The organism is Paraburkholderia sp. RL18-085-BIA-A, assembly GCF_046027075.1.
Classification (GTDB): domain Bacteria; phylum Pseudomonadota; class Gammaproteobacteria; order Burkholderiales; family Burkholderiaceae; genus Paraburkholderia.
The window spans coordinates 152,151-170,122 of record NZ_JARESU010000002.1; the positions used below are offsets into that span (position 1 = coordinate 152,151).

At 62.3% G+C, this 17,972-nt stretch carries 16 protein-coding genes; 4 read left to right on the forward strand and 12 right to left on the reverse strand.

Annotation, left to right across the window (positions count from 1 at the left end):
• Positions 1 to 9: 9 nt before the first annotated feature.
• Positions 10 to 1,248 carry an ATP-grasp domain-containing protein gene (locus P0D89_RS02095; RefSeq protein WP_408362231.1) on the reverse strand — a complete coding sequence of 413 codons (1,239 nt, stop codon included), beginning with the start codon at positions 1,246 to 1,248 and terminating at the stop codon, positions 10 to 12.
• An 83-nt stretch (positions 1,249 to 1,331) separates the two neighbouring features.
• Positions 1,332 to 1,529: a hypothetical protein gene (locus tag P0D89_RS02100; RefSeq protein WP_408362230.1), complete on the reverse strand. Its 198-nt coding sequence runs from the start codon at positions 1,527 to 1,529 to the stop codon at positions 1,332 to 1,334.
• Between the two features lie 561 nt (positions 1,530 to 2,090).
• Between P0D89_RS02100 and P0D89_RS02105 the strand changes: the two genes are divergently transcribed.
• On the forward strand, positions 2,091 to 2,678 hold the full coding sequence (locus P0D89_RS02105) for a LysE family translocator (RefSeq protein WP_408362229.1): 588 nt from the start codon (positions 2,091 to 2,093) through the stop codon (positions 2,676 to 2,678).
• Positions 2,679 to 2,729: 51 nt separating this feature from the next.
• Here the strand turns inward: P0D89_RS02105 and P0D89_RS02110 are convergent, their stop codons facing one another.
• The 6 genes from P0D89_RS02110 to cadR form a co-directional block, all read right to left on the reverse strand.
• The gene (locus P0D89_RS02110) at positions 2,730 to 3,578 is read right to left on the reverse strand and encodes an AraC family transcriptional regulator (protein ID WP_408362228.1); all 849 of its coding nucleotides are present in this window, start codon (positions 3,576 to 3,578) and stop codon (positions 2,730 to 2,732) included.
• A gap of 136 nt (positions 3,579 to 3,714) precedes the next feature.
• Entirely contained in the window at positions 3,715 to 4,509 is a 795-nt protein-coding gene (locus P0D89_RS02115; protein WP_408362227.1) for an ABC transporter substrate-binding protein, read from the reverse strand.
• A gap of 125 nt (positions 4,510 to 4,634) precedes the next feature.
• The gene (locus tag P0D89_RS02120; RefSeq protein WP_408362226.1) at positions 4,635 to 5,789 is read right to left on the reverse strand and encodes a pyridoxal phosphate-dependent aminotransferase; all 1,155 of its coding nucleotides are present in this window, start codon (positions 5,787 to 5,789) and stop codon (positions 4,635 to 4,637) included.
• A gap of 294 nt (positions 5,790 to 6,083) precedes the next feature.
• Positions 6,084 to 7,487: an ATP-dependent RNA helicase DbpA gene (dbpA, locus tag P0D89_RS02125; protein ID WP_408362225.1), complete on the reverse strand. Its 1,404-nt coding sequence runs from the start codon at positions 7,485 to 7,487 to the stop codon at positions 6,084 to 6,086.
• Between the two features lie 35 nt (positions 7,488 to 7,522).
• On the reverse strand, positions 7,523 to 7,723 hold the full coding sequence (locus P0D89_RS02130; RefSeq protein WP_149670100.1) for a hypothetical protein: 201 nt from the start codon (positions 7,721 to 7,723) through the stop codon (positions 7,523 to 7,525).
• Positions 7,724 to 7,825: 102 nt separating this feature from the next.
• Complete coding sequence (gene cadR, locus P0D89_RS02135; protein WP_408362224.1) at positions 7,826 to 8,257, reverse strand: Cd(II)/Pb(II)-responsive transcriptional regulator; 432 nt, start codon at positions 8,255 to 8,257, stop codon at positions 7,826 to 7,828.
• 92 nt (positions 8,258 to 8,349) lie between these two features.
• Between cadR and P0D89_RS02140 the strand changes: the two genes are divergently transcribed.
• Positions 8,350 to 10,704, forward strand: a complete 2,355-nt coding sequence (locus tag P0D89_RS02140; RefSeq protein WP_408362223.1) for a heavy metal translocating P-type ATPase — start codon at positions 8,350 to 8,352, stop codon at positions 10,702 to 10,704.
• A gap of 32 nt (positions 10,705 to 10,736) precedes the next feature.
• On the opposite strand, the gene P0D89_RS02145 is transcribed toward P0D89_RS02140, so the two are convergent.
• A complete protein-coding gene (locus P0D89_RS02145; RefSeq protein WP_408362242.1) occupies positions 10,737 to 11,780 on the reverse strand; it encodes a helix-turn-helix domain-containing protein in 1,044 nt (347 codons plus the stop codon).
• Between the two features lie 329 nt (positions 11,781 to 12,109).
• On the opposite strand from P0D89_RS02145, the gene adh reads away from it, so the two are divergent.
• Positions 12,110 to 13,630, forward strand: coding sequence for an aldehyde dehydrogenase (gene adh / locus P0D89_RS02150; protein WP_408362222.1), 1,521 nt, complete (start codon positions 12,110 to 12,112; stop codon positions 13,628 to 13,630).
• A gap of 75 nt (positions 13,631 to 13,705) precedes the next feature.
• Positions 13,706 to 14,101 carry a DUF779 domain-containing protein gene (locus tag P0D89_RS02155; RefSeq protein ID WP_408362221.1) on the forward strand — a complete coding sequence of 132 codons (396 nt, stop codon included), beginning with the start codon at positions 13,706 to 13,708 and terminating at the stop codon, positions 14,099 to 14,101.
• Positions 14,102 to 14,105: 4 nt separating this feature from the next.
• Here the strand turns inward: P0D89_RS02155 and eutC are convergent, their stop codons facing one another.
• Genes eutC through eat form a run of 3 tightly spaced genes read right to left on the reverse strand, consistent with a single transcriptional unit; the run spans position 14,106 to position 17,744 of the window.
• Entirely contained in the window at positions 14,106 to 14,906 is an 801-nt protein-coding gene (gene eutC, locus P0D89_RS02160) for an ethanolamine ammonia-lyase subunit EutC (protein WP_408362220.1), read from the reverse strand.
• Positions 14,903 to 16,297 (reverse strand): ethanolamine ammonia-lyase subunit EutB, encoded by a 1,395-nt coding sequence (locus tag P0D89_RS02165; protein ID WP_408362219.1) that lies wholly within the window; start codon positions 16,295 to 16,297, stop codon positions 14,903 to 14,905. The genes eutC and P0D89_RS02165 overlap by 4 nt, the downstream gene beginning before the upstream one ends.
• Positions 16,298 to 16,340: 43 nt before the next feature.
• Entirely contained in the window at positions 16,341 to 17,744 is a 1,404-nt protein-coding gene (gene eat / locus P0D89_RS02170) for an ethanolamine permease (protein ID WP_408362218.1), read from the reverse strand.
• Positions 17,745 to 17,972 lie beyond the last annotated feature (228 nt).

The following is a 17,972-nucleotide window of genomic DNA, read 5'->3' on the forward strand; positions in this document are numbered from 1 at the left end:
TTGGATTGATCATGCGTGCGCAGCCGCGCGGCGCAGCATTTCATGAAAGGCGTCAGCGACCCGCCGAATTTGTGGAATCTTGTAAGGAAAGAGGTTCGGGTCGTCCATGTCGTGCACGACCATGCCCGTCGCGATCTCGAATATGAGCAGGCGGCCATCGCTCGTTTCGGCGCAATCGAATCCCACGTAGTCGAGACCCGTCAACTCGGCGACGTTGTGAAGCGCCTCGCGGTGACGCACCGCAAATTCGGTGTCAAAGTGCGCCATCAGGCGCGCTTCTTCCTCTCTCCGATCGGGATGGGCCAACATCTCCGCATAAGGGTAGTGAACCATCCATTCTTTTGAGATGCCCATATGGCACACGAAGGGCTTGCCCTCGATCATCACGATCCGGTATTTGCGAAACAGGCCGTCGGCGCTGCTGTAGTCGATGAAGGGTGCCATGTAGTATTCCGTCGCAGCCGACTCAGCCAGGTAACGGCCGAGCTCCTGTTTATCGGACACCTTTGCCAGCCCTTGTCCGGCGTGCGACCCTATCGGCCGGATGATGAACGGATAGTTTCCGTCCAGCACATCGGATAAATTGAACGCACCCGAGGCCGCTTCGCTGACCTGCTCGCGGGACAACCGCACCGTGTGGGCCATATAGATACCAGGGGCAGTGCCCAGCAGAGCGTAGGCGGCGTCGCGCATTGTCTTCGCAACGTGTTCGGCCCGGTTTAGCACGCGGCAGGCCGTCCCGCCGGTCAGTGACGTAATTTGGGCAAGAACACCAGCGGTTTCATCCGACGCACATGCCGCCACGAAAATAACGTCGTGCTCGGGCAAGCCTGCGTCCTCCAGAGGCCGCGCATCGGCATAGAGGACTTCTATCTGCAGGTCGGCGTTTTCAAGCAGGCATTCAAAAGGCGTGTTCGCCATCAGATCGCCCGGAGCCTTGAGTACCAGCACCTTCAAGAGAGACTGGGTCGTCTGGGCACTCTTCAATCGATAATGCCTGGTCATTTGAAACGCTTGCTGCTGAACCGCGAGAGCGGCCTCCTTCTGATACTTCATTTGGAGTACAAGCGACAAATCGAGCAGAGCGTAGGGGTCGTCATGGTGCTTGACGTGCTCGAGCAGCAGTTCGCCCAGCTGCGTCAGATCGTTCCCAGCGGTCGCTTCACGGAGCAGCGTCGCGAGTCCCAGTGGCTGATGTATCCATGGATGGCCGGCATCACCCGTTAATTGAGTTCGAACAGTATTCATGAATGGCGCGTGTCAGTGGAGTGAAGCCCCGGGCGCGAAAGAATGCGCTTGCCGGTGTGAGTTTTTAGTGAGGTCCATCCACGTCAGTCGCGGTGACTGTGAGCCGGGAAGCGAGCACCCGCCGGCGTTTCGCCGATGTAACCGACCTCTTCGTCGAACCATCCTTGTGGCATCGGCTCGGCCGTGGTTGCTTCACGCCTCGCGGGAATTGCAGCGGCGCTCAACTTGTTGAGTACGAGGGACAACCTGGCCGAGCTGGCGCGTCGATTCGCAACTGACATGTATCTCTTCCTTCGATAAAAACAGCAGGCTTTTGTAAGCCGCAACGTGTCCGGCAAGCTGCATTGTTCCTACGGTTTAACCCATGATACGAGCCTGAAGCTGAGCCAAAACGAGGGAACAGAGGGGCGATTGGTCCTCTATTCAGAGGTCTTTGAGTTGACGGCTGGTCGGAGGCAACTATTTTCCATCCTCGAACTCCAGCATTGCTGGCGATCCGCTGTGTGAAATCGCACAGGTCTGAGTATTGGTCGGGCAATACTGAAGAGGCTGGGTGGATCTTCGGCTTTCGGAAGCTAGCGCCTTGCATCTTCTGGCTCAATCAATTACCCGAAAATTTGCCCTGGTTCTCTGAATCCGTAGGCCGAGTATTCGAGTCACCCGCGCCCCATCAAAGATTCAAAGCAAAAAGCCCGGTCGCAAGGACCGGGCTTTTTGCTTTTCCGCGGTCGCCAGCCAGACAACCAGCCCAAAGCAATTTCCTTCAATACACCCCACCGCCTCGCCCGCTACCGTTGACCGTCGCAATTCCTGCGCACTTACGTCACGTACCGAGGCATCCGATGACCGTCTTACTTTCCATGGCCGCCTTTGCGCTCGCCAGTTCCATTTCTCCCGGCCCGGTGAACGTGGTGGCGCTCAGCGCCGGCGCCCAGCATGGGTTCATCGCAAGCATGCGTCACGTGAGCGGCGCGACGGTCGGTTTCACCGTGCTGCTCCTGCTGATCGGCCTCGGTCTGCACGAGCTGCTCGCCCGCTTTCCTAATCTGATCGACATCGTCAAATGGGCCGGCATCGGCTTCCTGCTCTACATGGCCTACAAGCTCGCCGTCGACGACGGTCAAGTCGGCGCCGGCAAACCGGCCCGCGTGCCATCCTTCGCCCATGGCGCAGCGCTGCAATGGCTCAATCCGAAAGCGTGGCTGGCGTCGCTGGCCGGCATGGGTGCGTACGCGGCCGACGGCGACGGCCAGCTCGTCTGGCAATTCACCGCTCTGTACTTCGTGATCTGCTACGTGTCGATTGCGAGTTGGGCGTGCGCGGGCACGTTCCTGCGCAAGTATCTGCAGGAGCCGAAGCGGGTGAGGCGATTCAACCGCGTCATGGCGGCCCTGCTCGCCGCCAGCGCGCTGTATCTGCTGATGGAATGATGATTGACCTGACACGCTGGACCGGCCGCGCCGATCAGCGCAGCCGCCGCATCAACTGCGATACTGCCCCGGCGTCGCCGCGACCAGCCGTTTGAAGGTCCGCTGTAAGTGCGCCTGGTCGGCGAAACCGGCATCGAGCGCGACGTCCGCGATCAGGCGTCCGCGCCTGAGTTGCGCGCGGCTGTATTGAATGCGTCGATTGATCAGGTACGCGTGCGGGGTCATCCCGTAGCGTTGTTTGAACGCGCGAATCAGATGCGACGCGGACAGCTCGGCCGCCTTGCAAACGTCGTCGAGTTTCAGAGCGCGCGTGCAGTTTTCCGCGATGAATTCCGCCGCCCGCGTGAGTTGACGGCTCGCATCATGATCCGGCAAGGACGCTGGATTCAGCTTGCGTTGCACTTCGGAGAAGAAAGTGACGGCCGCGCTTTCCTTGCGCAGCGTCTCGGTGTCGCTGTCGACCAGAACCGCGCACAGTCGGTTCAAGCCATCGAACAATGCCGGGTCCGGCGTCATGGTTTGCGAGAACGCGCGAAACGCGAGGTTCCCGCTGAAGCCCAGTTCGTGTTGCAGTGCCGTGAGCCATTCGACGTCGACATGCAGCATCCGATACGACCAGCGTTCGTCGGCGACCGGATTGCACGCATGCACGTCGTCCGGGTTCATCATCACGACCACGCCCGCCCCGATCCATTCACTCGCGTGGCGATTCAGGTACACGCTGCGGCCACCCGTCACAGCGCCGATCGAAAACGTTTCGTGCGAGTGTTTGGCGTAACAGACTTGGCGTCCGTCTTCGATGGAACGCGCTTCGATGAACGGCAACGCATCGCTGCGCCAGAACTTCGGCGCCGAAGCATGCTTGGCGTCATGAATTGCCGCCGCCGCTATCCCGCTCATTACCGCCCCCTCCGATGCTCACATAGACTTCGCTGGAAACGAAGCCTATGTATGCTAGCCGCCAAACACACGGTCAACAAGCAGAGTCACACGGGACGTCGACAGCACGGCGCACCCACCCGCGCCGCGCGATAAGTTACTTTGCGCTCACATCGATATTGCCGAGATATTTCGCGGCCAACGTCTTCACCGTCCCGTCGGCCTGCACCTTCGCGATCGCCGCATTCAACTGGTCGCGCAGCGCGGTGTCGCCCTTGCGAATCCCATACGCGATGCCGCTGCCGAGAATCTTGTCGTCACGCACCGGCTGGCCGACGAACGTGTAGTCCTTGCCGTTAGGCTTCGACAGAAAACCCGTTTGCCCTGCCGGCGCCAGCACGAGCGTCGCGTCGAGACGGCCCGCCATCATATCCGTGTACACCTGGTTCTGATCCTGGTACGGCACGACGGTTACGCCCGCCGGTTCCCAATGCGTTTTCGCGAAGGTCTCCTGAATCGACGCCTGCAACACGCCGACGCGCTTGCCCTTCAACGACTCCGGCGTCGGCATCAAACCGCTGTCGCGCCGGGCGATCAATTGCGTCGGCACGCGATACACGACCGTGGTGAAATCAATCGCCTGACGGCGTTGTTCGGTCGCGTTCATCGCCGAGTTGATCGCGTCGAACTTGCGGCCCTGCAACGCGGGAATCAGTCCGTCGAACGAGGTCTCGACCCATTTGCAGGTCATATGCGCGGCCGCGCAAACGGCATTGCCCACGTCGATATCGAGCCCCTGCAGTTCGCCATTCGGGCCTTTCGATTCGAACGGCGGATACTGCGCTTCGACTCCGAAACGCAGCGTCGAGGTGTCGGCGGCGTTCGCGGCAGACGACGCCGCGAGCGACGCGAATGCGCAGGCCAGCGCCAAGAGAGGCTTGAGCAACTTCATAACAGATCCCTTTCCCTTCGATTTCGTCGTAACACCCGCGCTGCAATACGCTGATGCGCACACGCGCGACGATCATACTGCGTTCAAAAATTGCGACCCCGGTGGACCGCCGTTCGCGCGCGCGATCAGATCTCGCAGAGGCGCCGCGCGCCTTCAATCAACGTGGCGTCGTCCTTCGAGAAACTCAGACGGATCAAGCCGGAATCCGTGCCATCTGTGTAAAACGCCGACAACGGAATCGTCGCGACGCGCGCATCGCGGATCAGGCGCAGCACGAAATCACTGTCGCTTTCATCGGAGAAACCGCGAAAGCGCGCGAGCATGAAGAAGCTGCCTTCGCTCGGCAACAATTCGAAGCGCGACTCGCGCAATGCGTGCGCGAGCAGATCGCGCTTCTTCTGATAGAACTCGGACAAGCCGAGATAGCTGTCGCGATTGGCCAGCGCATCGACGAACGCGTACTGCATCGGCGTATCGGCGGAAAACACCATGAACTGATGGACCTTACGGATCTCGTCCATCAGCGCGGCGGGTGCGAGGCAATAGCCGACGCGCCAGCCGGTTACGTGATACGACTTGCCGAACGACGACACGATCACGCTGCGCTCCGCGAGTTCGGCGTGGCATGCCATGCTCTGATGCTTCGCGCCGTCGAACACGACGTGTTCGTAGACCTCGTCGGCGAGAATCACGATGTCCGTATTGCGCGTGAGGGCCTTCAGCCGCGCGACGTCGGCTTCGCCGAACACGGTCGCGGTCGGATTGTGCGGCGTGTTGATGATGATCATGCGGGTCTTCGGCGTGATCGCCGCGGCGACTTCATCCCAGTCCACACGGAAATCGCTCAACGACAGTTTGATCGCCACCGGCGTTGCGCCTTGCAGCCGGACGATCGGGCCATAGCTGTCGAACGAAGGCTCGAAGTAGATCACTTCGTCGCCGGGATGCACCAGAGCGCTGATCGTCGAGTACAGCCCTTCGCTCGCGCTCGCGATCACGGTGACTTCGCTAGACGGGTCGTAGCGTACGCCGTACAGCGTTTCGACCTTTTCAGCGAGCGCTTCGCGCAACGCGGCGATGCCGGCCATCGGCGCGTACTGGTTGTGGCCCGCGCGCATCGCCTGAGCGACGCCTTCGATCAGTTTCGCGTCAGGCGCGAAATTCGGCGCGCCTTGCGACAGGTTCAGCGCATCGTGCTCGGCGGCCAGTTGGCCGATCACGGTAAAAATCGTCGTGCCTACGTCAGGCAGTTTCGAGCGGGCTTGCATGGCGCTCTGCATAAGGCTATCTCCCTTTCTCCATCCGGCTGCGGATTCGCGGACGGCCGACAGCGCGGCGATCCTTCCATTGGGGTGATTAGGCATCAGCCAAAGAACCGTCACAATCGAAACTTTGTCATGCGCGGCATGCGTTTATGTCATGACACGCGCGAAAGCGAGCCGCCTCGGACGAGGCCAGCCACATCAAGGCTTGCAGGGAAGAAACCGGGTGATGCGAAGAACGGGGAAAACTGCGGAGGTATGACGTAATGTGATGCGTGCGTGGACGGCTGCGCTGGCAGCCGTCCACGGCTATCAGGCGTCGTCCATCATACGGACCTTGACCTTCTTGCCCTTCACCTTGCCGGCGCTGAGCTTGCGCACCGCATCGCGCGCGACGCTGCGCTCCACCGCCACATAAGTCGACATTTCGGTCACGTTGATCTTGCCGATCTGCGTGCCGGCGAAACCCGCCTCGCCGGTCAGCGCGCCGAGCACGTCGCCGGGACGGATCTTTTCCTTGCGGCCGCCGAGAATCTGCAGCGTTTCCATCGGCGGCAGCAGCGGCTCGTTGCTCGCCGCCGTCAGTTCGGACAGCTTGTGCCATTCGACGTCGCGCTTTTGCGCCTGTTCGAGACTGCCGACGCGGCCCATCTCGTTCATGCTCGCGAGACTCAGCGCCCAGCCTTCCTGATCGGCGCGACCCGTGCGGCCGATGCGGTGCACGTGCACTTCCGGGTCCGGCGTCACGTCGACGTTGATCACGGCTTCGAGCTGCGCGATGTCGAGACCGCGCGCGGCGACGTCGGTCGCCACCAGCACCGAGCAGCTGCGGTTCGCGAACTGGATCAGCACCTGATCGCGCTCACGCTGATCGAGTTCGCCATGCAACGCGAGCGCATGAAAACCTTGCGCGCGCAGCACGTCGAGCAGATCGCGGCACTGCTGCTTGGTATTGCAGAACGCAAGGGTGCTCACCGGACGGTAGTGGTTCAACAGCAGACCAACGGCATGCAAGCGCTCATCTTCGGTCACTTCATAGAAGCGCTGGCGAATCTTCGTGTTGTCGTGCCGTTCGGCGAGCTTCACTTCCTTCGGATTGCGCAGGAACTGCTGGCTCAGTTTGACGATGCCCTCGGGGTACGTCGCCGAGAACAGCAGCGTCTGACGTTCCTTCGGGCATTGCTTCGCAACGGTCGCGATATCGTCGAAGAAACCCATGTCGAGCATGCGGTCGGCTTCGTCGAGCACCAGCGTGTTGAGCGACTGAAGCAGCAGGCTGCCGCGCTCGAGGTGATCCATGATACGGCCCGGCGTGCCGACTACGATGTGCGCGCCATGTTCGAGGCTCGCGGTTTGCGGGCGCATCGGCGTGCCGCCGCACAGCGTGAGCACCTTGATATTTTCTTCCGCGCGCGCGAGGCGGCGGATTTCCTGCGTGACTTGATCCGCGAGTTCGCGCGTCGGGCACAGCACCATCGACTGCACGGCGAAGGTGCGCGTGTCGAGGCGCGCCAGCAGCGCCAGCGCGAACGCAGCGGTCTTGCCGCTGCCGGTCTTCGCCTGGGCGATCAGATCGTGGCCGGCGAGCGCGATCGGCAGACTCGCGGCCTGAATCGGCGTCATCTCGACGTAGCCGAGCTGCGTCAGGTTCGCGAGGGTCGCGGGCGGCAGCGCTAGCGCGCTAAACGGCGCGCCGGCGGGGGTGGGACTGTTCATGGGGTGAGGGCTCGCTATGGGCTGAAGGCGGAAGATCAATCGGCCACGGGGCCGAGGTCGGGACGGCCTTCGAGCTGCTCGTACAGCACCGAGCCGTCTTCCCCTTCGAAGCGTTCGAGGTAATTGCGCGTGGCACACAGCGGGCAACGGAACAGCAACCCCTGCCCTTCATTCTTGATGACAACGTCCGACTCTTCCCACTGCGCTTCGCAGGTCTTGTTTCTACAGGTAAACACGTTGATTCTCCAACTGGATTCGATGATTGTTTGGCGGGTCCCACGAAGGCCCGGCCATGAAGGATTGCCGCCGCCTTGCCGCATTGCCGCGGCCGGGGCGCTTCAACCCAGATGCGTATGGCGCGGACGCGGTGCGCTCACGTCCATTTCGGTCAGACCGTGCACGATCCCGCAGTCTTCGACGGCCTGTTCGCCGGGGCATTGCTCGCGCAGCGTGGTCAGCTGCACTTTCAGTTGCTGGAGCTCTTCGATGCGGGTGTCGACGTGCGCGATGTGCTCGTCGATCAGCGCATCGATGCCGCCGCAGCCGTCCGCCGGCGCGTCCGTCAGATGCAGCAAGGCGCGGATTTCGTCGTGGGTCATGTCGAGCGCGCGGCAATTGCGGATGAAGCGCAACCGTTCGACGTGCGTCGCCGAGTAACTGCGGTAATTGGCCTCGGTGCGCTCCGCTTCGGGCAATAGCCCTTCTTTCTCGTAGAAACGGATGGTTTCGGTCGTGCAATGGGCGATTTTCGCCAATTCGCCGATCTTCATGCGCCCTCCAGATAGCGGCCTTGACCTCGGGCCTTGACCTTGTAGTGGCTTCAAGGTGTTTACTAGACCACAAATCGACCCAGGAAGCCACCATGCGTGATGCCAGCCAACTCGAAGCCGACCGTCGTGAGCAGGGCAAAGCCTGTGCTCACGGGGATGAAGGACATGCTCATTCGCATGGCCATGCACTTGGGCACGAGTACGATCATCGGCACGTCGCGGACGGCCACCGCGGCGGCCACCCGCACGCCCACGCTGATTGCTGCGCAAGCACGGCCGCCGTCCCCATGCCGCTCCCGTTGCCGCGATCCGAAGCCTTCGCCGCCGGCACACGCACCGCGATCCGCATCATGCAAATGGATTGCCCGACCGAAGAAGCGCTGATCCGCAAGAAACTCGACCGCATGCCGGAAGTGCGCAGCATCGACTTCAACCTGATGCAGCGCGTGCTGACCGTCGTGCACGCGCCGAATGCACTCGACTCGATCCTCGCCGCGTTACGTTCGCTCGACTTCACGCCTGAACTCGCGGACGCCGCCCCGAATGCGTTGCCTGCGGGCATCCGTCACGCGTCGCCCAAGCCGTGGTGGCCGCTCGCACTCGCTGGCGTCGCCGCCGCGGGTTCAGAAGCCGCCGGTTGGCTCGGCGCACCGGTCTGGCTGGCTGCGGGTCTGGCGATCCTCGCGATCGCTTCTTGCGGCCTCACAACGTACCGGAAGGGCTGGCTCGCGATCCGTAACGGCAACCTGAACATCAATGCGCTGATGAGCATTGCGGTGACCGGCGCGCTGATCCTGCGCCAGTGGCCCGAGGCCGCGATGGTGATGGTGCTTTTCACCGTCGCCGAATTGATCGAAGCGAAGTCGCTCGACCGTGCCCGCAATGCGATCCAGGGTTTGATGCAGCTCACGCCGGAACAGGCGAGCGTGCGGCAGCCCGACGGCGCTTGGCGTCTCACCGATCTCAACGCGATCCCGCCCGGCGCGCTGGTCCGCGTGAAGCCGGGCGAGCGGATCGCGCTCGACGGCGAGATAGTCGCGGGCCGCTCCAGCGTGGATCAGGCGCCGATCACCGGCGAAAGCCTGCCGGTCGACAAGACCATCGGGGACACGGTGTTCGCCGGCACGATCAATCACGCAGGCTCGTTCGACTACCGCGTCATCGCCGCGGCCTCCAACACGACGCTCGCGCGGATCATCCACGCCGTCGAAGAAGCGCAAGGCAGCAAGGCCCCGACGCAGCGTTTCGTCGACCGCTTCGCGCGGGTCTATACGCCGCTCGTGTTCGCTATCGCGCTCGCCGTCGCGGTCGTGCCGCCCCTGCTGTTCGGAGCAGCGTGGCACGAATGGGTCTACAAGGCGCTCGTCATGCTGGTGATCGCGTGTCCCTGTGCGCTGGTGATCTCGACGCCGGTGACGATCGTCAGCGGGCTAGCGGCGGCCGCGCGCAAAGGCATTCTGATCAAAGGAGGCGCCTACCTCGAAGAGGGCCGCAAGCTGAGCCGGCTCGCGCTCGACAAAACCGGCACGATCACGCACGGCAAACCCGTGCAGACCGGGTTCGAGATGCTGGCCTGCGCTAACGTCGCCGTCGGCGTCAACGCCGAACGTTGCCGGACGCTCGCAGCGAGTCTCACGGGGCGCTCCGACCATCCGGTGTCGATGGCGATTGCGGCAGCAGCGAAAAGCGATGGCATCGCGAACCTCGCAGTCGATTCGTTCGAGGCGCTCGCAGGACGCGGCGCGCGCGGCGTGATCGACGGCTCGCCGTATTGGCTCGGCAATCATCGGCTGGTCGAAGAGCTTGGCCGCTGTTCGGCGTCGCTCGAAGCCCGGCTCGACACGCTCGAACGCGAAGGCAAAACCGTCGTGATGCTGATGGATGCCAAGCGCGTGCTGGCGCTCTTCGCGGTCGCCGATACGGTGAAGGAGACGAGCCGCGCCGCCGTCGCCGAACTGCGGCGCCTCGGCGTCGCCATGACGATGCTCAGCGGCGACAACCGGCACACCGCGTCGGCGATTGCGCAGCAGGTCGGGATCGACGAAGCGCTCGGCGATCAGTTGCCGCAAGACAAGCTGAACGCTGTCGCGCGGTGGTCGGCGGACGGCGCGACGGTCGGCATGGTCGGCGACGGCATCAACGATGCGCCCGCGCTGGCGCGCGCCGACATCGGCTTCGCGATGGGCGCGATGGGCGCCGACACCGCGATCGAAACCGCCGATGTCGCGCTGATGGATGACGACCTGCGCAAGATCCCGCGGTTCATCCGCTTGTCGAAGGCGACGCACGCGGTGCTGGTGCAGAACATCGCATTGGCGCTCGGCATCAAGTGCGTGTTTCTCGTGCTGACCTTGATGGGCACAGGCACGATGTGGATGGCGGTATTCGCCGATGTCGGCGCGAGTTTGCTGGTGGTGGGGAACGGGTTGCGTCTGCTGCGCAAGTGAGCGCGCGCCTGGTGCGTGTTGCCCGCGTGCCGCTAGTGAGTGAGGGGGCACTCTCGCACGAACTGACGACCACCCATCGCCGCCTTTAACGTCTCCGAAGGCCGTACCCCGAACAGCTTCCGGTAATCGGTCGCGAACTGGCTCAGATGCCAGAAGCCCCACGCCGCCGCGACATCCTGCACTGAACGCGCGTCGTGCGAAGCATTCGAAAGATCGCGCCGCGCGCCGTTCAGGCGGATCGCGCGCAGATACGTGGCGGGCGCCATGCCGAGCACGTCCTGAAAGCAGTATTGCAGCGTGCGCCGGCTCACATGAAGACGCTCGCACAACTCCGGCACGTTCACCGCGCGCTCGCGATGGGCCAGCACATACTCGCGCGCTTCCGACACGATCGACTGCCGGCGCGGGCGCGCCGGCACCGCAACCGGTTCCGAAGCCGGCAATGCGCCGACATCGAACAGCGACGCCAGCACCGACGCCTGCAAACTGTTGCGCGCGACCGATGACAGCGGCGCGGCGCTCGCCGCGCCGTCGTCGAGCAGGCGGCGCAACGACGCGCACAACTGCTCCTTGCGCGCCATCCCAATCGGCACGACTTCCGTATTCGGCACATGATCGGCGAGGCCGATGCGCTCCACTTCCGCCGCGTACCGGCGCAGCACGTCGCCCTTCACCACCACGCCGAAAATCTCGTAGCCCGCCGAGGTCAGCAATTCGAATTCGACGCCGCCCGGACGGAACGCGAGCGCATCGGCCGCGATGACCTGCGCGTCGATGCGGCCTGAACCGGCCGGGCAAGTCGGAATGCCGAACCAGTAGGCGTCCTTCCGCACCTCGCAGGTTTGCCGCAACGTGTGGCTGGTCGTTTCGACGAATACCTGCATGTGATCGACACACAACTCCGTCAGTCCGCCGGTAAAACAGCCGGCGGCCAACTGGTCGTAGATCTGGTGCCAGCCATGGAGATTGCGCGCCTGCTCGTCGGCGTCGTGAGCAATGCGGGTTTGCACGCAGAAGCTCGGCTGCGGCGTGAGCGTCGAACTGGTCAGGCTGTCGCCTTGGGTATCAATCGTCATCGTCATACCGGATCTGTGCAAACGGAATCTAGAGGCGCAAAGAACGCAAGTCCCGTGCCGAACGCCCTCGCCGTGTTTCTCGGTCACTTCGCAACGCAGTCTGGGTGCCGCTGTTCAATTCATGAACAGCGCTGCAGACACTGCTCAGAAACGCAACGCCGCATTGCCGCGCTTTGAACAGCGTGACACGTGACGCCGCGCGCTGGCGCTTGCCGAGCATGCACGGATCACCAGCGCGGTGCATTGGCACACTTCTGGCTCTACGCTGTCACGGTCGAGCGAAATATTCGACCGGATATAGCCCATTCAAACATGTGAGGAGCACACAGATGAATCACGCGGAAATGCAGTTTCTGACCACCGAATTCCCGTACAAGAAGCAGTATGCGAATTTGATCGGCGGGGAATGGGTGAAGCCTGTAGGTGGAGAGTACTTCGACAACATATCGCCGATCACCGGCGAGCCCTTCACATCGATCCCGCGTTCGCGCGAGGCCGATATCGAACTTGCGCTCGACGCGGCGCATCGTGCGAAAACAGCATGGGGCAAAACCTCGACCGCCGATCGCGCGAACATCCTGAACCGCATCGCCGACCGGATGGAAGCGAACCTGCAACGCCTCGCGGTGGCCGAGACGATCGACAACGGCAAGCCGCTGCGCGAAACCATGGCCGCCGACATTCCGCTCGCGATCGACCACTTCCGCTATTTCGCCGGCGCCGTGCGCGCGCAGGAAGGCTCGATCTCGGAGATCGACCACGACACCGTCGCTTATCACTTTCATGAGCCGCTCGGCGTGGTCGGGCAGATCATCCCATGGAATTTCCCGATTCTGATGGCGGTATGGAAACTCGCGCCCGCGCTCGCCGCGGGCAATTGCGTGGTGCTGAAGCCGGCCGAGCAAACGCCCGCTTCGATCCTCGTGCTGCTCGAACTGATTCACGACCTGCTGCCGCCGGGCGTCATCAACGTGGTTAACGGCTTCGGCCTGGAAGCCGGCAAGCCGCTCGCGTCGAACAAGCGCATCGCGAAGATCGCGTTTACCGGCGAGACCACAACCGGCCGTCTGATCATGCAGTATGCGAGCCAGAACATCATTCCGGTGACGCTCGAACTCGGCGGCAAGAGCCCGAACATCTTCTTTGCCGACGTGATGAACGCGGACGACAGCTACTTCGACAAGGCGCTGGAAGGCTTCACGATGTTCGCGCTGAATCAGGGCGAAGTGTGCACGTGTCCGTCGCGCGTGCTGGTCGACGAGAAGATCTACGACCGTTTCATGGAGCGTGCGTTGAAGCGCGTCGCCGCGATTGCGCAAGGGCATCCGCTGGACAGCAAGACGATGATCGGCGCGCAAGCCTCGCAGGAGCAGCTCGAAAAGATTCTCTCGTATGTCGATCTCGGCAAACAGGAAGGCGCCGAATGTCTGATCGGCGGTGAACGCAACATGCTCGACGGTGAACTGAGCAAGGGCTATTACGTGAAGCCGACCGTGTTTCGTGGCCACAACAAGATGCGCATCTTTCAGGAGGAGATCTTCGGGCCAGTGGTGTCGGTCACGACGTTCAAGACCGAAGAGGAAGCACTCGAAATCGCCAACGATACGCTCTATGGTCTCGGCGCCGGCGTATGGACGCGCGACGGCACGCGCGCGTACCGCTTCGGCCGGCAAATCCAGGCGGGACGCGTGTGGACCAACTGCTATCACGCGTATCCGGCGCATGCGGCGTTTGGCGGCTACAAGCAATCGGGCATCGGTCGTGAGAATCACAAGATGATGCTCGATCACTATCAGCAGACCAAGAACCTGCTCGTCAGCTATAGCGAGAAGCCGCTCGGCTTCTTCTAAGCTTCCCGCTGGCGCTTCAGTCCTGTTCGAGCGGGCCGCGTTGCGCGGCTCGCTCTTTTTCAGCGAGGGCATGTGATGGCCGATGAAAAGAAAGTCGCCCGCGTGGTGGCGACGCCTTCCGCGATCGAGTTGATCGAGACGTTGCGCACCCAGCATGGGGACGTGCTGTTTCACCAATCCGGCGGATGCTGCGACGGCAGCGCACCGATGTTGTTTCCTCGAAGCGAGTTCATGGTCGGCTCGTCCGATGTGAAACTCGGGACGATTGCCGGCGTGCCGTTCTACATGAGCGAATCGCAATTCGAATACTGGCAGCACACGCAGTTGATCATCGACGTGGTGCCGGGAAATGGCGGGATGTTTTCTTTGGAACGCCCGAGCGGCATGCGGTTTCTCACGCGCTCCCGGCTTTTCGAAGATGACGAGAACGCGTGGCTGCAAACGCATCCGGTGGAACGGGCCGAGGCGTGATTGCTTACGCTGCGCCTGGATTCTTTGATTCGTCGCTCACCGCGGGTGTGGCCGACATACTCGCCAGCAGCGCATCGCTATCGTCTTTCAGGCCGACGCCGGTGAGTCCGAGACGCCGTGCATGCGTCAGCAGGTAATGCAGCTTGTGCGCGGCCAACGGATAGTCGAGTCCTTCGGGACGCACGTTCGAAATGCAGTTGCGTTGCGCGTCGCTACAGCCTACTTTCGGCGCGTACGTCAGATAGATACCGAGGCTATCGGGCGAACTCAAGCCAGGCCGTTCGCCGATCAGCATCACTACGATCTGCGCATTGAGCAGCTCACCAATCTCGTCGCCGAGCGCGACCCGCGCCTGACGCGCGACCACCACGGGCCCGATTTTCCAATCCGCGAGTTTTGGACGAACGGCTTGCAGCAGCGGGATTGCTTGCCTCGATGCGGCGAACGCCGACAGACCGTCGCCGATCACGAACACCACGTCGCTCGGCTGTGCCGACCGCTGAACGAGCGTCGCGCGGCTGGCTTCCGACAAACGCCGTCCGAGATCGGGACGCCGCAAGTAATGCTCGCGATCAGGCGCGGCGCTATGCACGTCCACTGACTCGAGGCCTTGCGCGTGCAACTGCTCGTGCAACACGTCGGCATCGAGCGGATGGTGCACGGCGTCGCGCGCCTGTGCATGCGACAGGTTGAACGCGAGCAATGGCGCAGTCGGCAAGCTGCTGCCCGCGCGACCCAATGCGATGCGCGCGTTGGTGAACTGGCGCAGCGCGTTCCACGGATTCTTTTCGAGGAAGTCGCTCATACGATGCCCATCCAGTCGCCCGCACCTGCCAGCAGCGGTTGTTGCGCAGAAGCGCTCAGCAATGCGCCGCGCGAGTCCGTGATCTGCATCGACTCCAGCCACTCTTCGAACTCGGGCGCGCGACGCAAGCCGAGCACGTCACGCACATACAGCGCGTCGTGGAAAGACGTGCTCTGATAGTTGAGCATCACGTCGTCCGCGCCCGGAATGCCCATAATGAAATTAATGCCCGCTACGCCGAGCAGCGTCAGCAGGTTGTCCATGTCGTCCTGATCGGCTTCGGCGTGGTTCGTATAGCAGATGTCGCAACCCATCGGCACGCCGAGCAGCTTGCCGCAGAAATGGTCTTCGAGACCGGCGCGCGTGATCTGCTTGCCGTCGTACAGATACTCCGGGCCGATGAATCCCACCACCGTATTCACCAGAAACGGATTGAACTTGCGCGCCACCGCGTACGCGCGGACTTCGCAAGTTTGTTGATCGACGCCGAAATGCGCATCGGCCGACAGCGCGCTGCCCTGGCCGGTTTCGAAGTACATCAGGTTATTGCCGACCGTGCCGCGTTTCAGCGACAGTCCCGCTTCATACGCTTCCTGCAGCAGCGCGAGCGAAATGCCGAAGCCCGCGTTCGCTTTTTGCGAGCCCGCGATCGACTGGAACACCAGATCGACCGGCGCGCCTTTTTCGATTGCGGCGATCGTATTGGTGACGTGTGTCAGCACGCACGATTGCGTCGGCACCTGATAGCGTTGACGGAACTCGTCGATCATCAGCAACAGCTTCGTGATCGCGGCGAGATTGTCGCTCGCCGGATTGATGCCGATCATCGCGTCGCCACAACCGTACATCAGGCCGTCGAGCATCGACGCGGCGATACCTTTGACGTCGTCGGTCGGATGATTCGGCTGCAGACGCACCGACATGTGCCCCGGTAACCCAACCGTGTTGCGAAAGCGCGTGATCACCGGACGTTTACGCGCCGCTGCGATCAGATCCTGATTGCGCATCAGCTTCGACACCGCCGCGACCATCTCCGGCGTGAGGCCGGCGGCGATGCGCGTAAGCGCGTCGGCATCGGTCGTGCCGCTTAGCAGCCAGTTGCGGAAATCGCCGACCGTCAGATGCGCGATCTCGGCGAACGCCTGCGGCGAGTGATCGTCGATCACGAGACGCGTGACCTCGTCGCTCTCATAGGGGATCAACGCTTCGTTGAGGAAAGCGCGCAGCGGCACCTGCGCGAGCGCCATTTTTGCAGCGACGCGTTCCTCTTCGCTCGCCGCCGCGACACCCGCGAGTTGGTCGCCGGATCGTAGCGGACTGGCCTTCGCCAACAACGTTTTCAGATCCGCGAAGCGATACGTGCGGCTGCCGATCGACTCGGTGTAGCTCATGTTTGCGACTCCATCGCCGCTGCACGCGCAGCGGCCCGATCCGTCATTCTTCGAGCAAACCATCCGCTGGCGCCGTGTCGCGTTGATGGCGCGTCAACAGGAAGTAGACGTAGCCCAGCGCGAGAAAGATTGCGAACACGATCGCCACCAGAAAGTTGAAGTAGACCATCGTCGCCAGACAGATCAGCGCGGCGATCAACGCGAACGCCGGGAACAATGGAAAGAGCGGCGCGCGGAACGGGCGTTCCATGTTCGGCGCCGTGCGCCGCAGCTTGAACAGCGACAACATGCTGATGATATACATCACGATAGCGCCAAACACGGACATCGTCACGATGTTTGCGGTCAGCGTCTGTCCGCCGAACTGGATCAGCTCGTCGCTATAGATCGCGGCGATGCCGACCACGCCGCCCGCAAGAATCGCGCGATGCGGCGTCTTGAAGCGCGGATGCACTTTCGACAACCACTCCGGCAGGTAGCCCGCGCGAGCCAGCGCGAAGATCTGCCGCGAGTAGCCGAGGATGATGCCGTGAAACGACGCGACGAGCCCGAACAGCCCGAGCCATACCAGCATATGCATCCAGCCGCTGTGTTCGCCGACGATGAACTTCATCGCTTGCGGCAGCGGGTCGTTGATATTTGCGAGCTTGGTCCAGTCGCCCGCTGCGCCGGCAAACACCATCACGCCGATCGCGAGCACGACCAGCGTCAGAATGCCGGTGACGTAGGCGATCGGAATCGAACGCTCCGGGTTTTTCGCTTCTTCGGCGGCCATCGCGACACCTTCGATCGCGAGGAAAAACCAGATCGCGAACGGAATTGCCGCGAACATGCCGTGGAACGAACCCATGCTGAAGGTGTTCGCGCCGGCCCAGCCGCCCGCCGTGAAGTTCGACCAGCGGAAGCCCGGCGACACGACGCCCATGAAGACGAGCAGTTCGAAGATGGCGAGCAGCGTCACGCACAACTCGAAGGCCGCGGCAATCTGCACGCCGACGATGTTTAACGCCATGAACACGAGATATGCGCACATTGCCGCGTGCTTCGGTTCGAGGCCGGGAAACTGCACGTGCAAATAGGCGCCGATTGCGAGCGCGATGGCCGGTGGCGCGAACACGAATTCGACCAGCGTCGCCGCGCCGGCCAGATAGCCGCCGGTTGGGCCGAACGCCTGGCGCGCGTAGGCGAATGGGCCGCCTGCGTGCGGGATCGACGTGGTGAGTTCGGTAAAACTGAAGATAAACGTCGTATACATCGCGGCAATGAAAATTGCTGTGATGACGAACCCGAGTGTGCCAGCGGTCGCCCAGCCGTAGCTCCAGCCGAAATACTCGCCGGAGATGACGAGGCCGACTGCGATGCCCCATAGCTGCCATGTGCCGAGCGTCTGCTTCAGCTCGTGATGCATGATTTTGCCGATGGGCTGATTGCTGGACTCTGATTTCATCGGACGCTCCTGATGTTTACCGTTTGCTGCGTGGGCCGACAGGTTTCAGCCGATGGTAGTAAGCCATTAATCGAGGTGTTATCGAAATTCGGCAATTCTCCGGGCGTGTAGCGGGATCAGCGGATGTCTAAATGCGTTTACATGCCGCTCGTGAAGTTCGCAGGATTTGGTAAACGGCGACGTGGTACTTTTGTTCTTGTCCGTATCCCATTCCCGTCGTTTTTCTGT

What these genes read in the sequence shown, in the direction of transcription:
- eat (WP_408362218.1), bottom strand. Translation starts at nt 17,744, where the DNA reads ATGAAATCAGAGTCCAGCAATCAGCCCATCGGCAAAATCATGCATCAC.
- adh (WP_408362222.1), top strand. Translation starts at nt 12,110, where the DNA reads ATGAATCACGCGGAAATGCAGTTTCTGACCACCGAATTCCCGTACAAG.
- P0D89_RS02100 (WP_408362230.1), bottom strand. Translation starts at nt 1,529, where the DNA reads ATGTCAGTTGCGAATCGACGCGCCAGCTCGGCCAGGTTGTCCCTCGTA.
- dbpA (WP_408362225.1), bottom strand. Translation starts at nt 7,487, where the DNA reads ATGAACAGTCCCACCCCCGCCGGCGCGCCGTTTAGCGCGCTAGCGCTG.
- P0D89_RS02145 (WP_408362242.1), bottom strand. Translation starts at nt 11,780, where the DNA reads ATGACGATTGATACCCAAGGCGACAGCCTGACCAGTTCGACGCTCACG.
- P0D89_RS02120 (WP_408362226.1), bottom strand. Translation starts at nt 5,789, where the DNA reads ATGCAGAGCGCCATGCAAGCCCGCTCGAAACTGCCTGACGTAGGCACG.
- P0D89_RS02105 (WP_408362229.1), top strand. Translation starts at nt 2,091, where the DNA reads ATGACCGTCTTACTTTCCATGGCCGCCTTTGCGCTCGCCAGTTCCATT.
- P0D89_RS02165 (WP_408362219.1), bottom strand. Translation starts at nt 16,297, where the DNA reads ATGAGCTACACCGAGTCGATCGGCAGCCGCACGTATCGCTTCGCGGAT.
- P0D89_RS02095 (WP_408362231.1), bottom strand. Translation starts at nt 1,248, where the DNA reads ATGAATACTGTTCGAACTCAATTAACGGGTGATGCCGGCCATCCATGG.
- P0D89_RS02110 (WP_408362228.1), bottom strand. Translation starts at nt 3,578, where the DNA reads ATGAGCGGGATAGCGGCGGCGGCAATTCATGACGCCAAGCATGCTTCG.
- P0D89_RS02140 (WP_408362223.1), top strand. Translation starts at nt 8,350, where the DNA reads ATGCGTGATGCCAGCCAACTCGAAGCCGACCGTCGTGAGCAGGGCAAA.
- eutC (WP_408362220.1), bottom strand. Translation starts at nt 14,906, where the DNA reads ATGAGCGACTTCCTCGAAAAGAATCCGTGGAACGCGCTGCGCCAGTTC.
- P0D89_RS02115 (WP_408362227.1), bottom strand. Translation starts at nt 4,509, where the DNA reads ATGAAGTTGCTCAAGCCTCTCTTGGCGCTGGCCTGCGCATTCGCGTCG.
- cadR (WP_408362224.1), bottom strand. Translation starts at nt 8,257, where the DNA reads ATGAAGATCGGCGAATTGGCGAAAATCGCCCATTGCACGACCGAAACC.
- P0D89_RS02155 (WP_408362221.1), top strand. Translation starts at nt 13,706, where the DNA reads ATGGCCGATGAAAAGAAAGTCGCCCGCGTGGTGGCGACGCCTTCCGCG.